19 protein-coding genes and 1 pseudogene are annotated in these 25,712 nt (G+C 36.7%); 18 read left to right on the top strand and 2 right to left on the bottom strand.

What is annotated here, in order from left to right; translation table 11 throughout:
* Positions 1-50: 50 nt before the first annotated feature.
* From HUW50_RS03880 to HUW50_RS03870, 3 genes are all read left to right on the top strand, one after another.
* Positions 51-800, top strand: a complete 750-nt coding sequence (locus tag HUW50_RS03880; protein ID WP_066340145.1) for an NAD-dependent epimerase/dehydratase family protein — start codon at positions 51-53, stop codon at positions 798-800.
* A gap of 279 nt (positions 801-1,079) precedes the next feature.
* The gene (locus tag HUW50_RS03875) at positions 1,080-2,879 is read left to right on the top strand and encodes an ABC transporter ATP-binding protein (RefSeq protein WP_185653710.1); all 1,800 of its coding nucleotides are present in this window, start codon (positions 1,080-1,082) and stop codon (positions 2,877-2,879) included.
* Positions 2,880-2,908: 29 nt separating this feature from the next.
* Entirely contained in the window at positions 2,909-5,014 is a 2,106-nt protein-coding gene (locus HUW50_RS03870) for an ABC transporter ATP-binding protein (RefSeq protein WP_260445660.1), read from the top strand.
* 151 nt (positions 5,015-5,165) lie between these two features.
* Here HUW50_RS03870 and HUW50_RS03865 read toward each other — a convergent pair whose 3' ends face one another.
* Positions 5,166-6,026: an AraC family transcriptional regulator gene (locus HUW50_RS03865; RefSeq protein ID WP_232329101.1), complete on the bottom strand. Its 861-nt coding sequence runs from the start codon at positions 6,024-6,026 to the stop codon at positions 5,166-5,168.
* Positions 6,027-6,327: 301 nt separating this feature from the next.
* On the opposite strand from HUW50_RS03865, the gene pelA reads away from it, so the two are divergent.
* Together pelA and HUW50_RS03855 are read left to right on the top strand one after the other, a co-directional pair.
* Positions 6,328-9,678: a pectate lyase gene (pelA, locus tag HUW50_RS03860; RefSeq protein ID WP_083964815.1), complete on the top strand. Its 3,351-nt coding sequence runs from the start codon at positions 6,328-6,330 to the stop codon at positions 9,676-9,678.
* 23 nt (positions 9,679-9,701) lie between these two features.
* Positions 9,702-10,820, top strand: a complete 1,119-nt coding sequence (locus tag HUW50_RS03855; RefSeq protein WP_185653709.1) for a prenyltransferase/squalene oxidase repeat-containing protein — start codon at positions 9,702-9,704, stop codon at positions 10,818-10,820.
* An 87-nt stretch (positions 10,821-10,907) separates the two neighbouring features.
* On the opposite strand, the gene HUW50_RS03850 is transcribed toward HUW50_RS03855, so the two are convergent.
* Positions 10,908-11,696 carry an alpha/beta hydrolase gene (locus tag HUW50_RS03850; RefSeq protein ID WP_066340133.1) on the bottom strand — a complete coding sequence of 263 codons (789 nt, stop codon included), beginning with the start codon at positions 11,694-11,696 and terminating at the stop codon, positions 10,908-10,910.
* A gap of 225 nt (positions 11,697-11,921) precedes the next feature.
* Between HUW50_RS03850 and HUW50_RS03845 the strand changes: the two are divergent.
* The 13 genes and pseudogenes from HUW50_RS03845 to HUW50_RS03785 all read left to right on the top strand — a co-directional run bounded on the left by HUW50_RS03845 (position 11,922) and on the right by HUW50_RS03785 (position 25,704).
* Positions 11,922-13,023, top strand: a pseudogene (locus HUW50_RS03845) (glycoside hydrolase family 88/105 protein).
* Positions 13,024-13,078: 55 nt separating this feature from the next.
* Positions 13,079-13,393, top strand: coding sequence for a cupin domain-containing protein (locus HUW50_RS03840; protein ID WP_066340126.1), 315 nt, complete (start codon positions 13,079-13,081; stop codon positions 13,391-13,393).
* A gap of 313 nt (positions 13,394-13,706) precedes the next feature.
* Entirely contained in the window at positions 13,707-14,753 is a 1,047-nt protein-coding gene (locus tag HUW50_RS03835; RefSeq protein WP_185653708.1) for an efflux RND transporter periplasmic adaptor subunit, read from the top strand.
* Positions 14,750-15,451: an ABC transporter ATP-binding protein gene (locus HUW50_RS03830; RefSeq protein WP_066340120.1), complete on the top strand. Its 702-nt coding sequence runs from the start codon at positions 14,750-14,752 to the stop codon at positions 15,449-15,451. Before HUW50_RS03835 ends, HUW50_RS03830 begins: the two co-directional genes overlap by 4 nt.
* Complete coding sequence (locus HUW50_RS03825; protein WP_066340117.1) at positions 15,448-16,623, top strand: ABC transporter permease; 1,176 nt, start codon at positions 15,448-15,450, stop codon at positions 16,621-16,623. The genes HUW50_RS03830 and HUW50_RS03825 overlap by 4 nt, the downstream gene beginning before the upstream one ends.
* Positions 16,624-16,812: 189 nt before the next feature.
* Positions 16,813-17,493: a response regulator transcription factor gene (locus HUW50_RS03820; RefSeq protein ID WP_066340109.1), complete on the top strand. Its 681-nt coding sequence runs from the start codon at positions 16,813-16,815 to the stop codon at positions 17,491-17,493.
* Positions 17,441-18,940: a HAMP domain-containing sensor histidine kinase gene (locus HUW50_RS03815; protein WP_185653707.1), complete on the top strand. Its 1,500-nt coding sequence runs from the start codon at positions 17,441-17,443 to the stop codon at positions 18,938-18,940. The genes HUW50_RS03820 and HUW50_RS03815 overlap by 53 nt, the downstream gene beginning before the upstream one ends.
* Before the next feature lie 284 nt (positions 18,941-19,224).
* The gene (locus HUW50_RS03810; RefSeq protein ID WP_066340106.1) at positions 19,225-19,926 is read left to right on the top strand and encodes a FadR/GntR family transcriptional regulator; all 702 of its coding nucleotides are present in this window, start codon (positions 19,225-19,227) and stop codon (positions 19,924-19,926) included.
* Between the two features lie 59 nt (positions 19,927-19,985).
* Complete coding sequence (gene kdgD / locus HUW50_RS03805; protein ID WP_066340403.1) at positions 19,986-20,918, top strand: 5-dehydro-4-deoxyglucarate dehydratase; 933 nt, start codon at positions 19,986-19,988, stop codon at positions 20,916-20,918.
* A gap of 57 nt (positions 20,919-20,975) precedes the next feature.
* Positions 20,976-22,439, top strand: a complete 1,464-nt coding sequence (gene gucD / locus HUW50_RS03800) for an alpha-ketoglutaric semialdehyde dehydrogenase GucD (protein ID WP_066340103.1) — start codon at positions 20,976-20,978, stop codon at positions 22,437-22,439.
* Positions 22,440-22,523: 84 nt separating this feature from the next.
* On the top strand, positions 22,524-23,894 hold the full coding sequence (gene gudD, locus HUW50_RS03795; protein WP_066340099.1) for a glucarate dehydratase: 1,371 nt from the start codon (positions 22,524-22,526) through the stop codon (positions 23,892-23,894).
* A 106-nt stretch (positions 23,895-24,000) separates the two neighbouring features.
* Complete coding sequence (locus HUW50_RS03790) at positions 24,001-25,011, top strand: tripartite tricarboxylate transporter substrate binding protein (RefSeq protein ID WP_185653706.1); 1,011 nt, start codon at positions 24,001-24,003, stop codon at positions 25,009-25,011.
* 243 nt (positions 25,012-25,254) lie between these two features.
* The gene (locus HUW50_RS03785; RefSeq protein ID WP_066340089.1) at positions 25,255-25,704 is read left to right on the top strand and encodes a tripartite tricarboxylate transporter TctB family protein; all 450 of its coding nucleotides are present in this window, start codon (positions 25,255-25,257) and stop codon (positions 25,702-25,704) included.
* Positions 25,705-25,712: the final 8 nt, after the last annotated feature.

Here is a 25,712-nt window from a genome sequence, read left to right as displayed (position 1 = left end):
AAGCAAAAAGAAGTAGTCTATACATTATCCTTACATAATGGAGGAGCATAATGAAGAAGAAAGTAACTATCATAGGTGGAGCCGGAACAATTGGCAGTATATTAATGAAGGGACTAAGTGAAAAATACGAATTTTTCGTTCTTGATAAAAACATCCCCGCTCAAACTGAGAACTACAAACAGATAGATGCAACAAATTTTGAACAGTTATTAAAAAACATTCCTAAAGATTCACATGCTTTAATAAATTTACTTACGATCAAAACAGAGAATGACTTGAAAAATATCGATCAGTTTCAAAAAATGACGGATATCCACTTTACTTCCTCCTTCTATATACTACATGCAGCGATTACACTAGGAATCCCAAAGGTTGTATATGCGAGCAGCAATCATACAACAGATTATTATGAAAAAGATGGTATCTCTTCCTTAGGTAGAGAAATCACAACGAGTGATTATCCGTTTCAACGAGGGCTTTACGGCGTGTTAAAGCTAGCATCGGAAAATATTGGACATATTTTAGCAAGAGAAAAAGGTCATAATCTTTCGGTCATAAATTTACGAATTGGGAGTGTTCAGGAAGACGAGCATAAGGCAGTGAGAGAAAAGAAACGATTACAACATACTTTATTAACTCATCAAGATACAGTACAGCTCTTTGATTTAGCGCTACAATCGATGGTTGAGTATGGTTCATACTACGGTGTTTCTGACAATCCAGGAAAACCTTGGTCAACAGAAAATGCTAGGCAAGAATTAGGTTTTGTATCGAAGAAAAATGCCATGGATTTATTATAGCCTGATTGAGAATAGAATAGGATACTCCTTACTAATGGCGCCCTTTAACACATAGAGGGTTGCTTTTTTTATTGTCTAAGAAACCTGTGTACTGTGGATAAGTGCTTTGACATCCAGCGCCTAATGAACTTCACACTCCTTATACGCTAAGTCAACATCGAACGCTTGCGCTTTTGTACTAAGCAAAATAATCCATATAACATGATAGGGAAATCCATTGTTTATTGAGGGTGGGTGCTGTAATCTAACACTACTCATTAAGGAAGAAGGAGGGGTTTTTTGAAAACACGGCCAATATTTCATCAACATCTTTTTCAGCATAAATGGGGTTATTTACTAGGATCAGGGTTATTAACGATCTCACTTGTCCTCCAATTAGGTGTCCCGCTTTTATTAGAAGATTTTACAGATGGCATTCAGCATTTATCCATTCAAGTCTCAGATCTCTGGAACTTGGCAGTTTGGTTTATTGTCTTGGGTATTGGAATTTTCTTATTTCGTTCATCAGGTCGCATCTATATTTTTCGTTTATCACGAATGCTTGAAAGAGATTTACGTACAAAATTGTTCTCACATTGGGAGACATTGCCGGCTGATTACTATCAACAAGAGCGAATTGGAAATTTAATGGCACATGCTGTCAATGATGTGAACATTCTTCGGCAAATTGGCATGCAAGGTGTATTCCAAACAGTTGAGGCAATGGTCTTAATCTCGATCACTATTTCCATGATGGCGGGAACCATTGACTTGTATTTAACCTTACTTGTTTTGATCCCTCTACCTGGTTTAACCTATTTAGCATATCGATTCCGAACCAATATCCGGATGCATTCGAGCAAGGTTCAAGAAGCAATTGGTACACTGACAAGTAGAGTACAAGAATTTTGCACAGGAATTAGAATTATTAAGACCTATGTACAAGAACAGGAAGAAATGAAAAAGTTTACTAAAGAAAACGTTGAAAATGTTAAAGCAAATAAACGATTAATTCGTTCCAACTCACTATTTACCTCACTTAGTCAAGGAATCGTTGGTCTTAGTTATTTACTCTCTGTCGTGTTTGGTTCTATTTTAGTTATGAAAGGGACAATAACGCTTGGTGAGTTTGTTGCATTTAATACGTATTTATCTTTTTTAGTCGCACCAATTGAAAACTTAGGTAAAGTTATTAACCTATTTCAGCAGGGAAAAGCAGCAGATATGAGACTTAGCGATGTTCTTGCAACCACTCCAGATATCAAAGATGAAGAAGGAATTTTTCGCTTGAACAAATTTGAAGGGGATATTAGGATCCAGAATTTATCTTTTCAATATAAAAATAGTAAGGGATATGCTTTACGAAATATTAATCTAACCATCAAAAAGGGAACTAGCATAGGAATTGTAGGGAAGATTGGTAGTGGGAAATCAACACTTGTAAATTTACTTTTGCGTGTATACAATCCCCCTAAAAAATCTATCTTTATAAACAATTATGATATTCATGATCTCCCATTAAAAACACTTCGAACCTCAATAGGATATGTACCACAAACGAACTTTTTATTTTCTTCAACCATCAAAGAAAATATTGCATTTGATCCATCTATTTATCAAGACAAGGATATTTATAAAGCAGCAAAACAAGCACATGTTTATGAAGATATCATCGATTTTCCTGAAGGGTTTGATACACCTTTAGGTGAGAGAGGGCTTTCATTATCAGGGGGACAACGACAGCGTGTAAGTATTGCCCGTGCAATGATAAAAAAATCGCCAATTATGATTTTTGACGATAGTCTTAGCGCTGTTGATGCAAAAACAGAAGAGCTGATTCTAAAAACATTACAAACAGAAATGAAAGGGAGAACATCAGTCATTATTAGTCATCGTATCTCGACAATACGTAAGGCAGATCAAATTATTGTGTTAGACGAGGGCAAGATCGTAGAACAAGGTACACACGAATCTCTTCTTGAAAGAAATGGAACATATAAAAAAATGTTCGTGCAACAATCCAATGAGTTTACATTAGAGGATTCAATTCCCTCGTCCTATAGTGAAAGAACGGTTCGGATTAAAAAGAGGAGGGGTTAAATATACGTAACCAAGCAGATAAAAAAAGTGTGAATCTAAGTGATAGCCAGTTATTGCACAAAATGCTTTCCTTCGCCAAACCATATTGGAGGCGGATACTATTATCGATTTTACTAACAGGTTTAATTGTCATCGCAACGTTAGCACAACCGTACATAATTAAGGTAGCAATCGATTCGTATATAAACGGAATCTACTCACCAATGATCTCAGTTGAAGAATCTAGAGGGAATGAACTAGAAGAGGAATTGGAACAACAAAAGCTTACCTATGAGAAATCTGCATCGTTTCAAAAAGAGGTCTATTTTCGAATCAAGGATCCCCTACCTACAGATGAGCTAGTAAGTGATACTGAAAAAGCTGCAATTGTTTCAATTAAGAACGTCCATTACCTTGTTTACGGGTGGAATGTAGGTCTCTCGGGCTCAGAAAACTATCAGCTACAAAAGTCAGCAAATGAAATTAGAATTGATGGAAAGATGTATCCTGTTACACAATTAAGTTCAAAAGATGTTGATCTTTTTAGAAACAATGATTACGAAGGGCTAATTTTATTAGGGATCTTATATTTCTTATTAATTATCGGATCATCCATATTCATGTACCATCAACATAATATACTCCAATTTACTGGGCAATCGATTATTTACGATATAAGACAAACAATATTTAACCACCTTTCAAAAATGCCGATTTCGTTTTATGATAAAAATCCGATTGGGAGATTAGTAACAAGGATCACTCATGATGTAGAGGCACTTAATCAATTATACTCTCAAGTTATTGTAAATCTAGTAAAAGAAGTGCTTATCCTGATTGGGATTGTTATCATTATGCTACACATGAGTTTAAAATTAACACTTATAAGTTTGATTATGATTCCAGCTGTAGCACTTACGACATTTTATTTTAAGACGGTTATGAGAAAAGCTCAAAGGTATATTCGGCTTATTCTTTCTAGACTTAATTCCTTTCTTGCCGAAAATCTCTCAGGAATGACTGTCATTCAACTTTTTGCACGTGAAGAAAAACAATTGGAGAGATTTAATGAACTTAATAAACAGCATTACCGTGCAGGAATGCGTCAAACTATACTCAACTCTATTTTCAACCCTTCTATTGGTCTTTTCGGGAATATTTCACTGGCCTTGCTCGTTTGGTATGGTGGAAGTAATGTATTGGAAGGTGCGATTACGTTTGGAGTTGTCTATGCTTTTACCCATTACGTAAGGCAATTTTTTGAGCCATTAAGAGGATTGGCTGATCAGTTTAACCAGATTCAAGCTGCTCTTGCCTCAGCTGAAAGAATATTTGAAACCTTGGATACGAAACCAACAATCGTAAATCCAAGTAATCCTAAAAAGTTTGAAAATAAAGTCCGCGGTAAAATTGAGTTTCAGCATGTCTCGTTTGCTTATAAAGATGAGGAATGGGTACTGAATGACATCGATTTTTCTATAAAACCAGGTGAAACGATTGGTATTGTTGGAGAAACAGGTGCTGGAAAAAGCTCGATTATTCAGCTTATTAACAGATTCTACGATATCCAAAAGGGACGGATTACTCTTGATAATGTAAATATTAAAGAGGTACAAATATCAGAGCTCAGAAGGCATATCGGCATTATTCAGCAGGACGGCTTTGTGTTTTCTGGAAATGTTTTTGATAATATTCGCCTTAACAATCTGAATATAAGTAACGAGGAAATTATTAAAGTTGCGAAATCAGTTAATATTGATACTTTTTTTCGTTCATTACCACAACAATATGAAACAATGCTTGGTGAGCAAGGTACTGTATTGTCAACAGGGCAAAATCAATTGCTCTCATTTCTAAGAGCAATCATCGCAGACCCTGACGTATTAATTCTTGATGAAGCAACAGCTAATATTGATACAGAAACAGAAGCAGTTGTTCAACAAACATTGAAAGCCATTTCTAAAAATCGAACCACGATTATCATTGCTCATCGTCTTTCAACAATCCAGCATGCAGATAAGATAATTGTCTTAAAGAAAGGTAAAGTGATAGAAATGGGAAATCATCAGGAGTTATTGAGGAAGAAGCAGGCTTACTATCAATTATGCAGAAGTCAAAATAAGAGCAAATCACAACGAACAAAACTGAAAGTATAGATGTTTTAAAACGGGAACGGAACAATATTTTACGCTTATAATAGTAAGCAAAAATATTGTTCCGTTCTTTTGGCTCATTTTTAATTCGCTTTTAGATAGAAAAATTAATGCCGTATATAATTTAATTTATGTATATAAAACGCTTTCAAACTTAGTTTGAATCCGGTACTAATTTTTGATCATCACAGAATTGTGAAGGGGATACACCGACAATTCTCTTAAATATTCTACTGAAATAAAGTTCATCGATATACCCAACATTTTGGCTAACCTCTTTGATACGTACATCAGAAAGGACGAGCAGTTCTTTAGCGCGATCAATTCGTAGATGTGTTAAGTAATCAATCGGACTTAATCCAATATATTTTTTGAATAGTCTTGAGTAGTGACTTACACTTAACCCTGCTATATTTGCTAAGTCAGACAAGGTTATTGGATGATTGTAGTGATCAACCATATATTCGATCGTTCCTTCAATTGCTTTTTTACTATCACCGGTAATCATTTGGGAGCGGAAGTCTTGGATGATGGTTAGTAAAAGTTCTTGAAATAGAACCTTCTGCTGAAAAGAAACCGTTTCTCCTCGTCTTTTTGATAAAGCATTGAGCTGTTCTAATAGTACAACGATTGCTGAGTTATTATTAATTGTATAGACACCATGAAGAGGAAATGAAACATCCCTAGATTGTTTAAAATGCCACGTTTCTTTTTCCTCAAATGCCATTGCATATGAAAAACGAACAAAATAAAATTCTAGAGGATGATTTCTAGAAGTCTTTTTATCACAAACCATCTCAGGTGTGAAAACTACTAGTTTACCAGGACATAACTTATGTTTTTTACCGTTTAAAATTACTTCTCCTTTTCCTTTTGTGACAAACCACAGAGAATGATGCTTAGGCTGTGTCCCTTGTCTACGCCATTCTGGAGGACAAGTTTTATAGCCAGCTAACAAAAGGGAATAGGTTAATTTATTTAGATTTGCTGTTAGATTGCACATCTTTACACACAAAAGGAATTCACCCCTAACAGATAGTTTACTTATTAACTATAATCATACGCTTTTAAAAAGAAAATATAACAATATATGCTTGTATAGAAATAGCCAGATTAGTAATAGATACCTTGATTTAGTGCTTTTAGAACTAGTTAAAAGTTCATAATCATTTTTAACTTATATACTCACTAGCATCCTTTATTAGTATTTTATAGGACCTTATCCTTATCCTGAAGAAATTGATTATATTTATTATTATTATTCCGAGTATATAATCATACTTGCAAGAAAATATCAATGGAAGGGATGAAGGCTATTGAGAAAGAGATGGAGAGGTTTCCGAAAAGGTCTACTCATTACGATCATGTTTTTGCTAGCTATGACACCAGGATTTAGTGTTTTTCAAAATGAAAGGGCTTACGCGGAAGAGGTTGTTCAAGAATATGCTTCTATTTATGAAGCAGAAGATGCAGTTATCACTGATGCAATCATTGATTCTCAGCATCCAGGATACACTGGAACAGGTTTTGTTGATTATAAACCAAATGCTCCTGGTGGAACGATTACTTGGACTGCTTCAGATGTTCCGTTAACTGGGGAATACACACTTGAATTTCGTTATGCAAATGGTGCAGCAGAAAATCGACCAGCGGAGATAAAGGTAAATGACCAAGTTGTTGAAGCTGAGCTTGCATTTGATTCGACGGGTGAATGGACAACTTGGAAAACGGTTATTACAAAGGCTACCCTTCAAGCAGGAGAAAATGTGATCGTTGCGACAGGTAAAGGAGCAAGCGGTGGAGCAAATATTGACCATTTACGCATTCATAATTCAGAATCTGATTCAAACACTGATGGACCACAACCAGTAGAGGTAGAAGAAGTATCTATGGAAGAATTGGTTGAGGGAATCACCTTAAAGAAACTAAAAACAGAAGGAATCGTCTCATCCAACAAGGTAAATAAAGATAAAGAGATAACCAGAGTTGAGTTTTTTGCTAATATCAATAAAATCTTAGGCTACTATCCTCAGGATATCTATAAAAATATTGATCTTGAGCATAATGTTTGGGAAGTGCCTAAAGACAAGTGGTGGAGTTATGTTGTAGAAACTGCTAAACAAGAGGGATATGTATCTGCTGATCAAGATGGTAATATCTATCCAAATGAAGGCATTACCCGTAGAGATGCAGCAAAAATCATTGTTGAAGTATTAGACTTAAAACCAGGAAAAGGTAAACAGGATTCCCAAGGGAATGGAGAAGCTGCAGTGGGTGCGGTTGTTTCAAATGGTTATATGACTAGTAAACCGGGATTTGGCAAGAATGACCGATTAACATTCGAAGAAGCAGAGATCATTTTTGGAAAAATAGCAACTTCTGTAGATCATCAATCAAAGCAAGTTCATGTCGTAAGTGCCCAAGCCGTTGCATCTAATTTAGTGGCTGTGATGGTAAACGGCCGATTTGCCGATTTTGATGTGAAATCATTTGCAGTAAAGGCTGCAACCGGTAGCTTTAAAGGATTAAATCCGTCTTTACAAAATATGTATCCAACTCGAGCAGCGGTAGGAGAAAATAAATTTGGTGATACAGTCATTATTTATGAATTACAAGAATCATTACAAGAAGGGAAACTAGTTAGGAAAGAAGAAAATAAATTCTCTGGAGATATAGAAGAGCTGAAAAAACAAGCAGACAATTTAGTTTCATGGCAAATGGAGCATGGTGGTTGGACGAAAAGTATGGAAAATGAGTACAGCCGTCCTTGGGATGGTCAGGAGAAACGGTCTAAACAATTTGGACCAAATGGAGAAGAATTAGGTACCATCGATAATAATGCAACAATTAACCAAATTCGGTTTATTTCTGAAGTTTATCGTGAAACAAAGGACGAAAAGCTGAAGGAAAGTGTGCTTAAGGGAATTAATTTTCTGTTAACCATGCAGTATGACAGTGGTGGGTGGCCACAGGTATACCCAATGCGTGGTGAGTCGCCAGAAGACTCAGTGTATTATTCAAATTTTGTTACATTTAATGATAATGCGATGATTAATGTCTTAGAGCTTTTTGATGATTTGAGAAATGAGGCATATCCGTTTGATAAAAGTCTGATAAATGATCAATATGATGAGAAGTTAGAAATGGCAGTGGATAAAGGCATTGATTATATCCTAAAATCACAAATTGAGGTTGATGGAAAGCTAACAGCATGGTGTGCTCAACATGATCCTGTTACATATGAACCACAGCACGCTCGTGCATATGAGCATCCATCCATTTCAGGAAGTGAATCTGTTGGGATTGTTAAATTTCTAATGTCACGTCCTAATCAAACGCCAGCTATTCAAAGAGCTGTCAATGGTGCGCTTCAATGGTTTGATGATGTGAAGTTAGAAGGAATTCGCTACGTAAGCGGAGATCCGAATGGTGTGTATTTTGTTGAAGATCAGCAAGCTGTTACTTGGTATAGATTTTATGAGATAGGAACAAATAAACCAATTTTCTCTGGTAGAGATGGTGTGATCAAACATACAATCCAGGAAATTGAGCAGGAACGCCGTGATGGCTATTCATGGGGAGGCAGCTATGCAAAACAGCTGTTAGAAATTGCGAAAACAACCGGATATTTTGAGAATCATGTATTTGTTGAAGTTTTACAAAATGATGAAGTGGATCAGTTTGGTAGAAAACTGGTTAAAGGAGAATTAAAGAGAGTGGAAGATGCTACAGAAGAATTAAGCGCTATTTCTAGCAAGCTAGTTGTTGCAATGGATGGTAGTGGAGACTATCAAACAGTTCAAGAAGCAATTGATGCAGTCCCAGCAAATAATACAGAGCCTGTTGAGATTTTCATTCACAATGGTGTGTATAAAGAAGTGGTGAAAATACCTGCAAATAAACCATTTATCACATTAATCGGAGAAAGTGCTGAAAAAACAATTTTAACGTATGATAACTATGCGAAAAAACCGAAACCAGAAGGTGGTACTTATGGAACAAGTGGAAGTGCAAGTGTGTACCTTTATGCTAGTGATTTTGTCGCAAAAAATTTAACAATGGAAAATTCCTTTGACGAAAGCTTAGTAGAAGGGGGATCCCAAGCCGTTGCCGTTTATACTCGAGGTGATAGAATGTCATTTCATAATGTTCGCTTTATCGGGAATCAGGATACCCTTTATGTAAACGCAGGAACTCAATATTTTAGTCAGTGTTATATTGAAGGAGATGTTGACTTTATTTTCGGAGGTGGAAGAGCGGTATTTGATGACTGTGATATCATTTCTGTCGATAGAGGGTCCACGACAAATAATGGATATATTACAGCAGCAAGCACTAATATTAATGAACCATATGGCTACCTCTTTTTAAATAGTCGATTGAAAAGTGAAGCAGCAGATGGAACTGTGTACTTAGGAAGGCCATGGCATCCTGGTGGTGATCCAAGTGCAATTGCTAGTGTTGTATTTAAAAATTCTGAATTAGGGGCTCATATCCATGAGGCAGGATGGACAGATATGTCTGGCTTCAGTGCTAAGGATGCACGATTTTATGAATATCAAAATGAAGGACCAGGAGCTAATTCATCTCGTCCGCAGCTGACGGATGAAGAGGCAAAAATGTATACAATTGAAAATGTGCTAAAAGGCTGGAATCCTAAAAAATGATAAGCAATGTAAGGAGTACAGGGATGGACAGAAAGAAAAAAGAATTGGTAGACCACTTGGATAAATTGGAAGATGTATACAGAGACTTTTTTCACTGGTTAGCAGGTCAGTATGATCCAACGTCAGGAGGATTTTACTATGCTAAGAGTTCATCTACCAATAGACAATTTGCTCCAGATATTGAATCGACTGCACAAGCCTTGAATATAATCATTCGAAATAATTTGCTTAAGGACATGCCAGAAAAAATGAAACTAGCAATGATCAGTTTTTTCAAGGGGAAACAGGATCCGGCTACAGGTTATTTTTTCGATGATCATCCGGCGATGAAAAAAGATGAAGTGATGGTGCACAGAGCACTTAATTATTGTACGAGTGCACTTCAATATTTAGGAAGTGAGCCACTTTATGCACTTCCTGTGGAGGCAATGGCAGCACCTGATTATATAAAATCACCCGAAACCTACTTGGGAAAATGGAAAAGCATTGATTTACGAAATAGTTGGAGAGGTTGTGATTTGCTAGCAACCTCATGTGTATACATTGGACAAATGGAAGAAAATGAAAGAATACCATTTTTAAAGGAAGCAGTAAGTTTCCTAGAAAGTATTCAAGATCCAAAAACGGGTTTATGGGGAGAAGGCAGCTTATATGTAAGAATATCAGGTACATTTAAGCTCCATACCTTTTATAGCAGTTTTCAAATTCCAATGCCAAAAACTGATCGAATCTATCAAAGTATTTTGCACTGTTTGCGTACTGAAGAGGCTGGGGATATGTGTTATATTCGTAATCCTATTGATCTTCTTTCTTATGCAAATCTACAAATTCCACATGGTGAATTAAAGGAAATTATTGATATTACGATTAAAAATATGAGGAAATTAAAACGACCAGACGGTGGGTTTTCTCGGGAAATTGAAACATCACCACCAGCTCCAAATGTAGCTCAAATAAAAGCAGGAGAGGTATATCCAGATATGCCTGAGCCTGTTGTTTTAAGCAAGGGGTTATATGAGGGTGATATGAATGCTAGCACACAAACAACATTGATTCGTCAGCAGCTTTACAAAATGGTAGGAATCCCCATTGTTCCATTAAAAGAATCGTTAGACTTTTTTAAGCTGTACTTTAATGAATAGGATATTACCCATATATTCTGCTCTAACCTTTATATAGCTCGTAAGAAGCCATAACCTTAGCCAAAAGCTAAGGTTATGGTCAGTTTTCTATAAGCCTTGCTTAGAGAGCCAGCTTTGACATAAGTCAGTCCATTTCCCAACAATTAAATCATCCTCAGCAAGTCCTAAGCCGTGACGTCCATTAGGGAAGATATGCAGCTCATAAGGAATCTTAGATTTACTTAAAGCTTGTGCATAAAGAAGACTGTTTTCAACAGGAACCGCTGCATCATCAGCTGTATGCCATAAAAATGTGGGCGGTGTAGAAGTCGAAACATTTTGTTCATTAGACAAGAAAGCACGTAGCTGTTCAGTCGAATTTTCTCCTAATAAGTTAGTCATTGAGCCTTCATGAAAATGCTGAGTAAATGAGATAACTGGATAACAAAGGATCGCTAAATCAGGTCGGCAGCTTTCTTGGTCTATTGTATCACTTGTTTCAGTGTTCTCTTCACTATTATTGGTAGAAACAGTTGCTGCTAGGTGTCCACCTGCTGAAAAACCTAGTATTCCAATTTTTTGTTTATCAAGATTCCATTCTTCTGCATAGTGACGCACATAGCGAATTGCACGCTTGGCATCTAGCAATGGAACAGGATGTCTAAAGGGTGAGACGCGATAGTTTAACACAAAAGCAGATATGCCAAGATCATTTAGCCATTTTGCAACAGGTTCTCCTTCATGATTGGCACGATGTTGATAGCCACCACCTGGACAAATAATAATTGCACCATGCTTGTTTTCGCGATTAACTAAGTAGGGAGTAATTGTCGGGGAGTATTCCTGTTCCTCTGCCTTTAAAAATGGTGCACCTTCTGGCCATAATAAATATGTCATGCTATAACCTCCTATATACTCAGATTGTTTTTATTAATCTTTCATAATATAAATCTGATTATATATGAAGATTAGGATACTAGGTATAATCATTATGTTATATCATATTCATTACATCACTTATTTGAGTTAAAGTTCTTATATCTTCCTGATGATTATAGATGTCACACCATTTTTTAGATATGTTAAACCCATCACATTGGTGAAGAGAAGGGAGACATAAAAATGAAAGAAAATATTAAAGTGAAAACACCTCTTTACTGGGCAGAAAAATTAACTGATACGATAATGAAAACATACACTCCAGAACAACTACCACCAGCAAGTAGATGGCACTATCATCAGGGGGTTTTTTTATGCGGAATGATGAATATCTGGACAAAAACAAAAAAATGAAAAATATTACCAGTACTATAAACAATATGTGGATCATTTAGTTGATGAAAATGGGAATTTCTATTTTAGAAGAGATGAATTAGATTCCATTCAAGCTGGTTTACTTTTGTTCTCACTTTATAAAGAAACAGGAAATGAAAAATATAAAATAGCTGCTAAAAAGCTTAGAAGCTTATACCATACATTAAATAAAACAAGTGAAGGAGGCTTCTGGCATAAAGATAAATATCCATATCAAATGTGGTTGGATGGTTTATATATGGGCGGACCATTTGCATTGCAATATGCAAAGGAATTTGCTGAACCTGAGTTAATTAACATGGTGATTCACCAGGAAGAGCTAATGAGAAAGCATACGAGGGATACGAAGACAGGATTGTATTTTCATGGCTGGGATGAAAAAGGTGAAATGCAATGGGTAAATCATGCGACATATGCTGCTCCGGAAATATGGGGAAGAGCATTAGGATGGTATGGTTTAGCTGTTATCGACATGATTGATCTATTACCAGAGGGTCATCCGAAACGATTAGAATGGATTGGGGTCATTCAAGATTTAGTTGCAGGTCTAACAAAATATCAGGATGAACAAACAGGACTATGGTATCAAGTTGTTGATAAAGGGGGTATGGAGGGTAATTGGCTTGAATCATCAGCTTCGAGTTTATTTATTTATACTATTGCGAAAGCTGTTACAAACAAGTATGTAGGTCCAGATTATGCAGAGGTCGCAAGCCTGGGATTCAAAGGTCTAGTAGAGAATAAAATTGAAGAAACAAGTGATTCAGTCGTGATCAAAGATATTTGTATTGGAACATCAATTGGAGTTTATGATTATTATGTGAATCGTGAACGCAGTGAAAATGATTTACATGGTGCTGGAGCGTTTATTCTTGCATGCATGGAGATGGAAAAGTTAAATCATTTTTAAGAGAAAAGTGACACGATCATACAGAAAAATAGAACAAATTGGAGTGGTTCTACATATGAGTAAAATTGGACAATGGGAATATGCCGAGCCTGGTGTGAGGCGTAAGGTTTTCCAACCAGGGACTGGCTTAATGATGATGGAGGTACAATTTGAGAAAGGTGCAGAAGGCTATGAGCATAGCCATATTCATGAACAAATGAGTTATTGTATAAAAGGGAAAATCGCCTTTCGGATTGCCGGGAAAGAAACAATTATTTCCGAAGGAGAAACCATTTATATCCCAAGTAATGCAAAACATGGTGTCACTGCACTAGAAGAATCAACCCTCCTCGATACCTTTACACCTATTCGTGAAGATCTGCTGAAATAATTACCATATATATAAAGGTATGACTCCGACGATTCGGGGTCTTTTTTTATTTCAAATATCAGTTTCTTCTATATTATATACGTTTCCTAACTTCGAAAAAAAGCTATTTATATGCCTCATAAAATCCATAACAAATAAATATTATCCTGACATTTGCCTGACACATTCCAAGCTTATTCTAGTAACTGTAAACAACATAAGTTACTAACAAACAAATAAATACTACTAATAATAGAAGGAGGCACGTTAATAGAAGGTTTAATAAGATCAATAATCTACTAAACATATTTTAAAAAAAGGAAGGAAGAAAATAATGAAAAAATGGATAATAAGCATCGTAGTGGTTGTATTAGTAATTGGTGGCGGGGCAACAGCATATGGAATTTTCAATAGTAAAAAAGAAGCAGCAAGTGTACCTGTGACGGAAACACAAACTGCAGTGGCTGAATTAGGAAATGTTGAGGTGAAAGTTAGTGGTACTGGAAGTATTTCAACAATAAATGAAGAGATCATCACGGCGGAAGAAAATAACGCTGTTGTTGAAGAGGTATTAGTTACAGTTGGTGATACAGTTGAAGAGGGTGATGACTTAATCACGTTTGAAGATGATGATCTAGATCCAATTGAAGCTCCATTCTCTGGAGAAATCACGACGTTAAATGTGGAAGCAGAAGATACACTTTCGATGGGTACGGAAATGATAGAAGTAACTGATTATAGCAATCTACAAATGGTTGTAAACGTGGATGAACTAGATATCGCTAAGGTGAAAGTGGGACAAACCGCACAAATCGATGTTAGTGCACTTACGGACTCAGAGTTCACTGGGACAGTTACAAGCGTGTCGAAAGAAGCTAATGAATCAGAAAGCAGCAGTGTTGCACAATATGCAGTAAATGTAAAAATCAATAAACCAACTGGTATTAAAGTTGGAATGACAGCAGAGGCCGTGATTACAACAGAAAGTAAAACAAATGTCTTAACTGTTCCAATTGAAGCTGTTCAAACACAAGATGATCAATATTATGTGCGTGTACAGTCATCTGATGTAGTAAGTACAACAGAACAAACAAAGGAACAAGTACAATCAAGTTCTGATTCTAGTACGAGTGAAGAAGCAAGTACTCAAACACAAGCAACTCAAAAAACAGTTGAGGTTGGTCTGAAAAATGAAGAAGTGGCTGAAATTATTAGTGGATTAAGTGAAGGGGAAGAAGTTGTTCTGCCAACACTTCAATCAAGTGATGATTCTGAAAGTGGTATGCAAGATATGAATATGATGAAAGGCTTTCCTGGTGGTGATATGCCTCAAGGCGGCATGGGACAAGGCGGCGGTAATAGAGGAGGCAACAATCAATGATTGAAGAACAACGAATAGTCGAAATCCGAAATGTAAGCAAGTATTATACACTTGGCGGTGAAACGGTAAAAGCGTTAGATGATGTTACTTTTTCTGTCAATAAAGGGGATTTCATCGCGATTATCGGTCCATCAGGTTCTGGTAAATCGACACTCATGAACATGATAGGCTGCCTCGATGTTCCTGACTCAGGCGAATACCACCTAGACGGGAAAAATGTTTTTTCACTTAAGCAAAGGCAATTAGCAGATGTACGGAATCAGAAAATCGGGTTTATCTTTCAATCGTTTAATCTATTATCGAAGCAATCCGCCTATGAAAATGTTGAACTTCCGCTTATTTACCGAGGTTTAAATGGTAATAGTCGAAAAGAAGTTGCTATGAGTGCATTAGAAAAGGTTGGTTTGGCTGATCGTGCTGGACACCGGCCAACTGAATTATCTGGAGGACAGCAGCAGCGTGTGGCGATTGCCCGCGCACTTGCTGGAAATCCCCCGATCTTGCTTGCTGATGAACCCACAGGAGCATTAGATAGTAAAACAGGGATAGAAGTTATGAATCTAATAAAAGATTTAAACAACCAAGGGCACACGATCATTTTAATTACACATGATTTAGAAATTGCCAAACAAGCAAAACGTGTCATTCGGATTCAAGATGGGAAAATTTCTGAGCGAAGGGAGGCGTTGGTCCATTGAAATTAGGTCAAGCTATAAAAATCGCATATAAGAATATCGTTACGAATAAACTTAGAGCTTTTTTAACAATGCTCGGAATTATCATAGGAGTTTCAGCTGTAATCGCTCTGGTATCACTAGGACAGGGGGCCTCGCAATCTGTATCGGAAGATGTTTCATCATTAGGTACGACAATGGTATCTGTCAATATTCAAGGAAACTCAACAAGTGAAGAAGTCGTAGATTATGACGAAGTAATGGCATTTGAGGAATATTCTGAGGTAGAAGCAGTATCACCAACTGTTTCTGGAACCGGTACAGTTAAAAACGGTACAACAAGTATGGATAGTGTTTCAATTAGCGGGGTAACACCAACCTATGAAAATGTCCAAGATACGACGGTTAGTTCAGGGCGATTTATTTTAGAGATCGATCAAGAAAATCGTAACAAAATAGCCTTGTTAGGTTCCAATGTGGCGACAGAGTTATTTGGTTTTACGAGTCCTGTTGGAAATAATGTCAAAATAGATGGGACAACGTATAAAGTAGTTGGAGTCCTTGCGGAACAAGGTGAAGAATTACAAGGCTCTGTCGATGACATGGTGCTTATCCCTTTTCCAACAGCACAACGTTTTTTAGGCCAAATAGTTATTAACTCAATTGATGTAAAGATGACTTCTGAAGATACTGTAGAACTTGGAATGGCAAAAATTGAACGTTTCCTTTACAACCAATTTAGTGGGGATGAAACAAGCTACAATGTTCGCAATCAATCAGATGTCGCAGATGCTTTAACATCTGTAACAGATACAATGACATTATTACTCGCGGGGATTGCTAGTATTTCACTTATTGTCGGTGGAATTGGAATTATGAATATTATGCTAGTATCTGTAACTGAAAGAACGAGAGAAATCGGAATTCGTAAAGCTATTGGTGCGAAAAAGAAGGATATATTAACACAATTTTTAATTGAGGCAACAGTTTTAAGTAGTCTCGGTGGATTATTAGGTGTCCTAATCGGCATTGGTAGTGCAGAAGTGCTTGCTCAAGCTTTAGACATGGCCGTATCAATCTCTTGGCTAGCTGTTGGAGTTGCCGTGAGTTTCTCAATTATAATTGGAGTTGCCTTTGGAATTTTCCCAGCAAACAAAGCAGCAAGCTTAAGTCCATTAGCGGCATTAAGACATTAATAGCTTCCTTTGATTGGAGTTTGACATGCTAGGTTGTCAAACTCCTTTTTTCTATAATAGGTAAAGGGATGTAAATTCTCTTACTGTTTAATAATTTCTAAATGAATGCTCGATCACACCTTGTGGTGATAACCGATAGGAGTTTTGTGAAAAGTTAAGTATAATCTAAAGGAAAAAGGATAAATGACTATGAAAACAATTTTAGTTGTAGAAGATGAAATTGCGATTTCAATGGTGCTTGGTGCATATCTAGAGAAAGACAGATATGTTGTGCATTATGCCTACAATGGTATCGAAGCATTACAAAAGGCTGAGGAAGTAAAGCCCGCGCTTATCTTATTAGATGTTATGATGCCACAACTCGATGGCTGGGGGGTATTAGAAAAAATTCGCGAGAAAAGCTCTTGTCCAGTGATCATGATTACGGCATTGTCAGATATGAATCAAAAATTACAAGGTTTTGACGGTGGTGCAGATGATTACATCACAAAACCATTTATCGCTGAAGAGGTACTTGCCAGAGTAAGTGCCGTTTTAAGAAGATCACCACAGCTTGAAGAAGCAGATAAAGTAAAATTATATGGGCCACTAAAAATTAATTTTCTTGCACATCAGGTTTTCCTAAATGGAGTTGAAATCCAATTTACTCCAAGAGATCTATCTTTATTTCTTTTTTTAGCAGAGCATCCAAACCAAACATTCACAAGAGAGCAGCTAATCGAAAGTGTATGGGGCTATGATTATGAAGGAAGTGATCGGGCGGTAGATCTTGCAATTAAACGGATACGCAAATTATTAAGTGGGTGGGATACATCAGATGGAGAGATTAAAACGCTTCGAGGCTTGGGTTACCAATTCTATGTTAAATAGAAATAAGTCAAAAACGCCATTATTATATTATTGGACAAGACGTTATTTAGTTACACTTGTGATTGGACTCATCATTATCGCGGTTGTATCGATACTTTGGATTAGACATAACACGATTGAGAGTAAACTAGAATTAACTAAATTAGTTGCTCAAGAGCTATCAGATCGTGCAGTAGATGAGACAGGAAGTATTATGGTAAGTCCGAAGCTTCCATTTATTTTAGAGGATCGAGAGAAATTTCTTAATAATCGTGAGCCATTACATTTCTATATTAAAACAATCGATGGCAATCTCCTGTCACCAGGTTCAAGAGGTATGGGACCTGAAAAAACAAAAGAAGACCAACATAAGGATCTAGTTGAGTTAATGGAAATACCTGAGGAATTAACGGTTGAAAAAATCTCTTCAAACCAATACCGCACGGCTTATGCTGTTCTTTCACCAATTGTTTATGATGAAGAGATCATTGGGGCTGTTATTATCATTCAACCCATTGCAGATTTAACAAATATAAACACAGAGGAATATCAGTTATTAGCTTTACTGCTTATCGGGTTAGCTGTATTAGGCTGGTTCGTCATCTATTCTTTATCAAGAAAATTAGCTAGGCCAGTTGAAGAAGTGGCAAATGCTGCTGGGGAGCTAATGAGAGGGAATTATGAGATTGAACTAAATGAGGATGTACAAGAAAAGGAACTGCATCAGCTTGTAATCTCTTTTAAGGAAATGACAAATCGACTGAAGCAGCTTGAAGCGTTAAGGTCTGAATTATTAGCTGGTGTAACACATGAATTAAAAACACCCATTACATCTGTAAGTGCATTGATTCAAGCAGTAAAAGATAATGTTGTATCAGATGATAAGAAACAACAATTTTTACAGATGTCATTAAATGAATCAAACAAATTACAGAAAATGGTTGAAGACTTATTGGACTTTAATAGTTTTAGTGCAGGATCGATTAAAGTCAATCCAGAAAAAATGGATATATGCCGAGTAGTAAAAGAAATAATCTATCAATGGGAAATCGTTTACCAGCCGCAAGTTGAACATATAAACCTTAAATTTACTACTCATGAGGATCAACTTTTCGCAATAGCTGACCATGTTAGGCTCCAACAAATCTTAGTGAACTTATTAAACAATAGTCTTCACGCAGTTAAAAGAAGAGAGCATGGGGAAATTTCTGTAGAACTTTTCCGGGATGGGCAATTTATTACTATGGACGTAAAGGACAATGGCTATGGAATCATAGAACAAGAACAACCATTTATTTTTGAACGGTTTTATCGTGGTGAGAATAAAAAACATGTTGAAAGAGGACTAGGTTTAGGATTGCCGTTTAGTTTACTTCTAGCAAAGGCTCAAGGCGGAGATATGTATTTGAAGAAAAGTATTGGGGAGCAGACAATTTTTTCACTGCAATTGCCAGTTGCAAGTAATTAAGAAAAGCTAAGGTTGTCTTGACAGAATCGACAGGAATTAAGACGCCCAGGAATAGAAGACGTTAAATAGTTTTATGACCCTTTTTCAAAGAAATGGGGTTTTTTCTTTGCTGAAAGTACACTTATATTTTAATAGTTAGCAAAAATTGAAAGTTTTGGGTTAGTAACTATTTTTTTACTTTTTAGAATTGACAGTTAATTTCATTTGTCATACAATTAAAATAAGTTAAATGAATTGTATGACAAATAAACAAAAGGATTATCTGCCTGTACTGAGTATATAGGATGAAAGAAGTGATAAACGTGGAAATTAAATCAGTCAATCGCAAAACACTTTCTAAACAAGTATTAGATGAAATTATCGATTTATTATTAAGCGGTCAATTAAAATCCGGTGATCGTTTGCCCTCTGAGTTAGAGCTTATGGAAATGTTTGACGTAAGTAGATCGGTTATTCGTGAAGCATTAACTTCATTAGAATCAATGGGGATCGTTAACCGTAAAACTCGTAATGGTACATTCTTCTCAGAAAAGATCGGCAGTAAACCATTCTCAATGATGTTAGCGCTTTCTGCTGGTAATTTACCTTCAATAATTGAAACTAGACTATCACTTGAGTTGGGATTTGTTACATTAGCAGCAGAAAAAATAACAGATAAGGAACTTGATCAATTAAAGCAAACAATTGATGCAATGTCTTCTGCAACAAGTGATTATACAGAAATTGATAAAGAGTTCCATAAGATTATTGCACACAGTGCAAGTAATCCTTTGTTAGAAGGTGTTATTACTCCATTGTTAAATCTGTATGATCGTACCCTAGAGCAAATACCCAATCGCCATAGGGATTCAAAAGCAACAATCCAGCAGCACATTGATATTTATGAGGCATTAAAAAAACGTGATCCTATTCAATCATCAACAGCCATGTATCGCCACCTAGATTATGTTAGAAAGAAAGTTCTTATGAATTTAAACGACATGTAGATTTCAAGATGATTCTTCATCTTAAAATATATTAATTAGGTGAAAGGTAGGTTTCAATGATGACGATTGAGAGAAAAGCTCCAACAGGTATTTTAGGATTTCCAGTTGCACCCTTTAATAATAGCGGGAAGCTAGATGAAAAGGCGCTTGAAAGAAATGTGCAATTCCTGATAGACGAAGAACTATCATCTATTTTTATTGCTTGCGGATCTGGAGAATTTCACGCATTAGATAAAGGTGAATATCAGACAATGATAGAAGTAGCTCTCTCTGTGGTATCTGGCAAGGTCCCAGTCTATACAGGAGTTGGTGGGAATATTTCTCAAGCTATAGAGCAAGTAAAACTATCTGAAGATTTAGGTGCTGATGGATACTTAATTCTTCCCCCATACTTAATAGAAGGTGAACAAGAGGGCATTTTTAATTATTATAAGGCCATCCTTGAGAGTAGTGATTTAAATGCTATTGTTTATCAACGAGATACGGCTATTTTACAAGTAGAAACACTTCAAAGATTAATAGAATTTCCTCAAGTTGTCGGGTTTAAAGAAGGACATGGAAATATGGAATTAACTGTAGAACAAACGCAAACAATCGGAGATCGCTTAGAATGGATCAATGGAATGCCATTTGCGGAAATTACAATGCCAAGCTATGTTTCTTTAGGCTATAACACGTATTCATCAGCGATTTCAAACTATATCCCACATATTTCTCGGTTGTATTTTAAATCATTACTAGAAGGTAATTATCAATTGGTAAGAGATTTGTATGTTGATGTCCTATTACCAATTAATCGTATTCGTAAATCAAGAAAAGGTTATGCTGTATCACTTATCAAAGCAGGTATGGAAATTGTAGGGCTCCCTGTAGGAAATACAGTTAGACCACCAATCAGTCAAGTTGAGAAAGAGCATTACAAGGCATTAGAGCAAATAATTAGATCAGCCTTTGATAAATATCCTGTGGATAATAAGGAAGTAAGTCATTAATCTTAGTAATTGTAAGCGTTTTATATATTGGATTTTTGATAGAGTAGGAGGATTATAATGGCAGTAGAAACAAAGGTAAACACATATTTAAATTATATTAATGGTCAGTGGGTTGCTTCATCAAGTGGTAATATTGGTGAAAGTAATAATCCTGCAAATACAAACGATATCGTAGGCTTCGTGCAAAATTCTACAAGAGAAGAACTTGATCAAGCTGTATTATCTGCTAAAAGTGCACAAAAAAAGTGGCGAGCATTAACTGGAAATGAGCGGGGGGCATATTTATACAAAACTGCTGACATTTTAGAAAGCAGACTAGAGGAAATTGCAAAAACTATGACACGTGAAATGGGGAAAACATTACCAGAGGCTAAAGGAGAAACAGCAAGAGGAGTTGCAATTCTTCGCTATTATGCAGGTGAAGGGATGCGTAAAGTTGGAGATGTTATACCATCAACAGATCCAAAAGCGATAATGTTTACAAGTAGAGTTCCTTTAGGTGTTGTAGGAGTTATTTCGCCTTGGAATTTTCCAGTAGCTATTCCTATTTGGAAAATGGCACCAGCACTAATTTACGGTAATTCAGTTGTTATTAAGCCAGCACAAGAAACAGCTGTTACATGTGCTAAGGTGATTGAATGCTTTGCAGACGCTTTGATACCTGCTGGTGTTCTAAATATGGTAACAGGTTCTGGCTCTGTTATTGGCCAAGGGTTGGTCGATCACCCGGACGTAAATGGAATTACGTTTACTGGCTCAAATGAAGTTGGGAAACGAGTGGGCCAAGGTGCTTTAGCAAGGGGAGCAAAATATCAGCTTGAGATGGGTGGAAAAAATCCTGTTATTGTGACAGCTGATGCAGATTTAGATTTAGCAGTGGAAGGTACAATTAGTGGGGCATTTCGTTCATCAGGTCAAAAATGTACAGCGACTAGTCGTGTCATTATTGCTAGTGAAGTATATGAACAATTCAAAACAAAACTACTAAAAAAAGTGAAAGAAATTACGATTGGTGATGGGCTAGAAGAAGGCATCTGGATGGGGCCAGTGGCCAATGAAAATCAGCTTCATACAGTGCTCTCCTACATAGAGAAAGGAAAACAAGATGGTGCAACACTTCTTGCAGGTGGAAACAGATTAAACGGAGCTTCGTATGATCATGGATATTTTGTGGAACCAACAATTTTCGATAAGGTAAAATCAGACATGAGTATTGCCCAAGAAGAAATATTTGGTCCGTTTATTGCGTTAATCAAAGTGGATTCAATAGAAGAAGCGATAACAATTGCAAATGATGTGAAATTTGGATTAAGTGCCTCAATTTACACGAGTAATATTCAGAATATGCTGTCATTCATTGATGAGGTGGATGCTGGGCTTGTCCGTGTCAATGCAGAAAGTGCTGGAGTTGAACTGCAAGCACCATTTGGAGGAATGAAGCAGTCAAGCTCACATTCACGTGAGCAAGGAGAAGCCGCGAAGGAATTTTTCACAGCTATTAAAACTGTTTTTGTAAAGTAATGGTTTATGAGGAGGGTAGAAGTTTCTCTCCTCGATCTATTAAAATTGTAATTATATTTTTTACTAAAACAAGGTGGTGTTACGATGAATCAACAACTGAAAAATCAAAAGATAAATGATTACATCTCTTCTAGCACTCCTGTCATTACTGAAATGCTTGTTATTCCTGTTGCTGGTCATGACAGTATGTTACTTAATCTAAGTGGTGCCCACAGCCCCTTTTTTACTCGTAATGTGGTTATTTTAAAAGACAATGCAGGAAATACAGGAGTTGGTGAGGTACCGGGTGGAGAGAAAATTCGCCAAACATTAGAAGATGCAAAGTCATTGGTTATCGGGGAGTCTATCGGTAAATACAACAATATTTTAAACAATATAAGAAGGAAATTTGCTAACCGTGACACTGCTGGACGGGGGCTGCAAACATTTGATCTTCGCATCACAATTCATGCAGTAACCGCGATAGAAGCTGCATTATTAGATTTAGTTGGTAAATTCCTAGGTGTACCTGTTGCTGCATTGCTTGGAGAAGGACAACAAAGAGAAACAGTCGAAATGCTAGGGTATCTATTTTATATTGGAGATAGGAATTTAACAGATCAACCATATTTAAGTGATTATGATGCTGTAGATGATTGGCTTCGCCTACGTCACGAAGCAGCACTTACCCCAGAAGCAATTGTCCGACTTGCTGAAGCAGCATATGAACGTTATGGATTTAACGATTATAAATTAAAGGGTGGCGTTCTTCGTGGAGAAGAAGAGATAGAAGCAGTCACTGCGTTAGCTGAAAGATTTCCGAATGCTAGGATTACGTTAGACCCAAATGGAGCATGGTCTTTGGAGGAAGCAATTAGACTTTGTTCGAATAAACAGCATATTTTAGCTTACGCTGAAGATCCATGTGGAGCAGAAAATGGCTATTCAGCTCGTGAAGTGATGGCTGAATTCAGAAGAGCAACAGGACTACCGACCGCTACTAATATGATTGCCACAGACTGGCGTGAGATGGGCCATTCGATCCAATTAAATTCGGTTGATATTCCACTAGCAGATCCACACTTTTGGACAATGCAGGGATCAGTCCGAGTGGCACAAATGTGCAATGATTGGGGATTAACATGGGGATCTCATTCGAATAATCACTTTGATATATCATTAGCAATGTTTACCCATGTTGCAGCAGCAGCACCTGGTAAAATAACAGCGATTGATACACATTGGATCTGGCAAGATGGGCAACGATTAACGAAAGATCCGTTAAAAATTGTTAACGGCAAGGTAGCTGTCCCTGAAAAGCCGGGTTTAGGAATCGAAATTGACATGGATCAAATTGAGAAGGCCAATAAACTTTATAAAGATAAAAAGTTAGGTGTACGTGATGATTCACTTGTGATGCAGTATTTAATTCCGGGCTGGAAGTTTGATAATAAACGTCCATGCTTAGTTCGCTGATGCAATAAATTCTAAAATTTAACATAGGTGATATTAGAAAAATGTAAGCGTTATCCAAATTTGAGTTTACAACTTAATAGTTAAAGATATCAAAGGGGGATGTAAAATGAAGCGTTTATTGTATTTTATAACAATGCTTTTAGTAATCGGACTACTTTCTGCATGCTCAGCTCATCAGGGAACATCTTCAAATGCATCAGGAAATGAGAGTGAAGGTTCGAAAGAAAGTGATTTCCCAACTAAACCGATCTCGGTCATTGTTTCGTACGATGCAGGTGGTGGTACAGATACAACTGCTCGTACGTTAACACCGTATCTTGAAAAAGAATTAGGTGTTCCTGTAAATGTCATAAATCAACCGGGGGGAAGTGGTTGGGTAGGCTGGACGGCACTAGCAACTGCAAAGCCAGACGGTTATACAATTGGCTATCTAAATTCTCCTAATATAGCAGGTGGACTTGTAAATCCTTCTGTTAAACGTGATGTGACTCTTGACAGTTTTGAAGTGCTTGCAAACCATGTGGCAGACCCAGGAGTCATAGCAATTCGTACAGATGAGGATCGTTTTACAAACATTGAAGAGTTAATTGAATATGCGAAAACAAATAAACTAAAAGCAAATGGATCTGGAGTTGCAAGTGATGAACATTTGGTATCTTTATTAATGAATCAAAAGCTTGGGACAAAGATTGATGCAGTTCAGTTTGAAGGAACGGCAAATAGCTCAACTGCTTTCTTAGGTGGTCATATTGATATTTTAGTGACGAGTGCAGGTGAAGCCTATAATCTACATAATAGTGGGCAATTAAAGGTCATCGGTGTAGCAGCAAAAGAAAGATCAGCATTTTTACCTGAAGTTCCAACTCTTGAGGAAGCGGGATATGAAGGGGTTTATTCTCAAGCAACAAGGGGATTGGCTGCTCCAAAAGGTGTTGATCCTGAAAAGGTAAAAATCCTTCAGGATGCTTTAGAAAAGGCGATTAACAATGCTGAACATGTTAAGAAAATGGAGAAGTTAGGAACACAGGTAAGTTATGCAAATAGTGATGACTATCTAAGTATGCTCGAACAGGATATAAAGGATATTACTGATTTAAAAGATTTATTAGGCTGGTAAAAGAACAAAAGCTCAGGGCGCCTTGAACAGCCTCGGGCAATAAGATGATTTAGAATAGAAGGCGTTCTTTGCCTTCAATTCTAAATTAGCTAGACCCTAGAGGAGCTCGGCGCTGGAGCTGGATGTCGTGCGCTTATCCAAAGTTAAAGAATTTTATAATTTCCGAAACGATGAATAAGCCCGGGTTTATAGGATAGATATATTTTTTTGATGCAATTTTGGAAGTCGGAAGGAGTGGTTAACTTGAAAAATATCGGTGTCTGGGTAGGCGCTTTTCTCTTGATATTTTCTGTTGTTATTTTTTGGCAATCTCTATCCTTAGAGTATTATGGGCAATATGGTGCAGGGCCAGGATTACTCCCGATTTGGTTAAGTGGTTTACTGGGGGGGCTATCTATTCTTTATATCATCAATAGTTTAAAAGAAGAACATGTCAATCTATTCGATTTACTTCCAAAAGGAAAGGTTTTAGTTAAGCTATTAACGATTGTTGGTTCAATTTTTCTTTTCATTATCATTTCTCCTTATACAGGGTTTATCATAGCGAGTATCATTGTTTTGCTTATATTGCTTACACCAGAATACAAATGGTATTCAGCATTCGGTATTTCTACGGCAATTACGTTTGTGTTATTTTTCGGATTCAAAATAGTTTTGAATATTCCATTACCAGTTAATTTATGGGGATGGTAAGGAGGGGA

Source organism: Metabacillus sp. KUDC1714 (assembly GCF_014217835.1).
Lineage (GTDB): Bacteria > Bacillota > Bacilli > Bacillales > Bacillaceae > Metabacillus > Metabacillus rhizosphaerae.
The sequence above is the reverse complement of the archived record's forward strand: the minus strand, read 5'-3'. Positions and strand labels throughout refer to the sequence as shown.

Coding starts and splice junctions, on each gene's coding strand:
- HUW50_RS03830 (WP_066340120.1), top strand. CDS start 14,750: ATGATTGAAGAACAACGAATAGTCGAAATCCGAAATGTAAGCAAGTAT.
- HUW50_RS03880 (WP_066340145.1), top strand. CDS start 51: ATGAAGAAGAAAGTAACTATCATAGGTGGAGCCGGAACAATTGGCAGT.
- gucD (WP_066340103.1), top strand. CDS start 20,976: ATGGCAGTAGAAACAAAGGTAAACACATATTTAAATTATATTAATGGT.
- HUW50_RS03810 (WP_066340106.1), top strand. CDS start 19,225: ATGAAAGAAGTGATAAACGTGGAAATTAAATCAGTCAATCGCAAAACA.
- HUW50_RS03835 (WP_185653708.1), top strand. CDS start 13,707: ATGAAAAAATGGATAATAAGCATCGTAGTGGTTGTATTAGTAATTGGT.
- HUW50_RS03820 (WP_066340109.1), top strand. CDS start 16,813: ATGAAAACAATTTTAGTTGTAGAAGATGAAATTGCGATTTCAATGGTG.
- HUW50_RS03815 (WP_185653707.1), top strand. CDS start 17,441: ATGGAGAGATTAAAACGCTTCGAGGCTTGGGTTACCAATTCTATGTTA.
- gudD (WP_066340099.1), top strand. CDS start 22,524: ATGAATCAACAACTGAAAAATCAAAAGATAAATGATTACATCTCTTCT.
- HUW50_RS03850 (WP_066340133.1), bottom strand. CDS start 11,696: ATGACATATTTATTATGGCCAGAAGGTGCACCATTTTTAAAGGCAGAG.
- HUW50_RS03855 (WP_185653709.1), top strand. CDS start 9,702: ATGGACAGAAAGAAAAAAGAATTGGTAGACCACTTGGATAAATTGGAA.
- HUW50_RS03840 (WP_066340126.1), top strand. CDS start 13,079: ATGAGTAAAATTGGACAATGGGAATATGCCGAGCCTGGTGTGAGGCGT.
- kdgD (WP_066340403.1), top strand. CDS start 19,986: ATGACGATTGAGAGAAAAGCTCCAACAGGTATTTTAGGATTTCCAGTT.
- HUW50_RS03790 (WP_185653706.1), top strand. CDS start 24,001: ATGAAGCGTTTATTGTATTTTATAACAATGCTTTTAGTAATCGGACTA.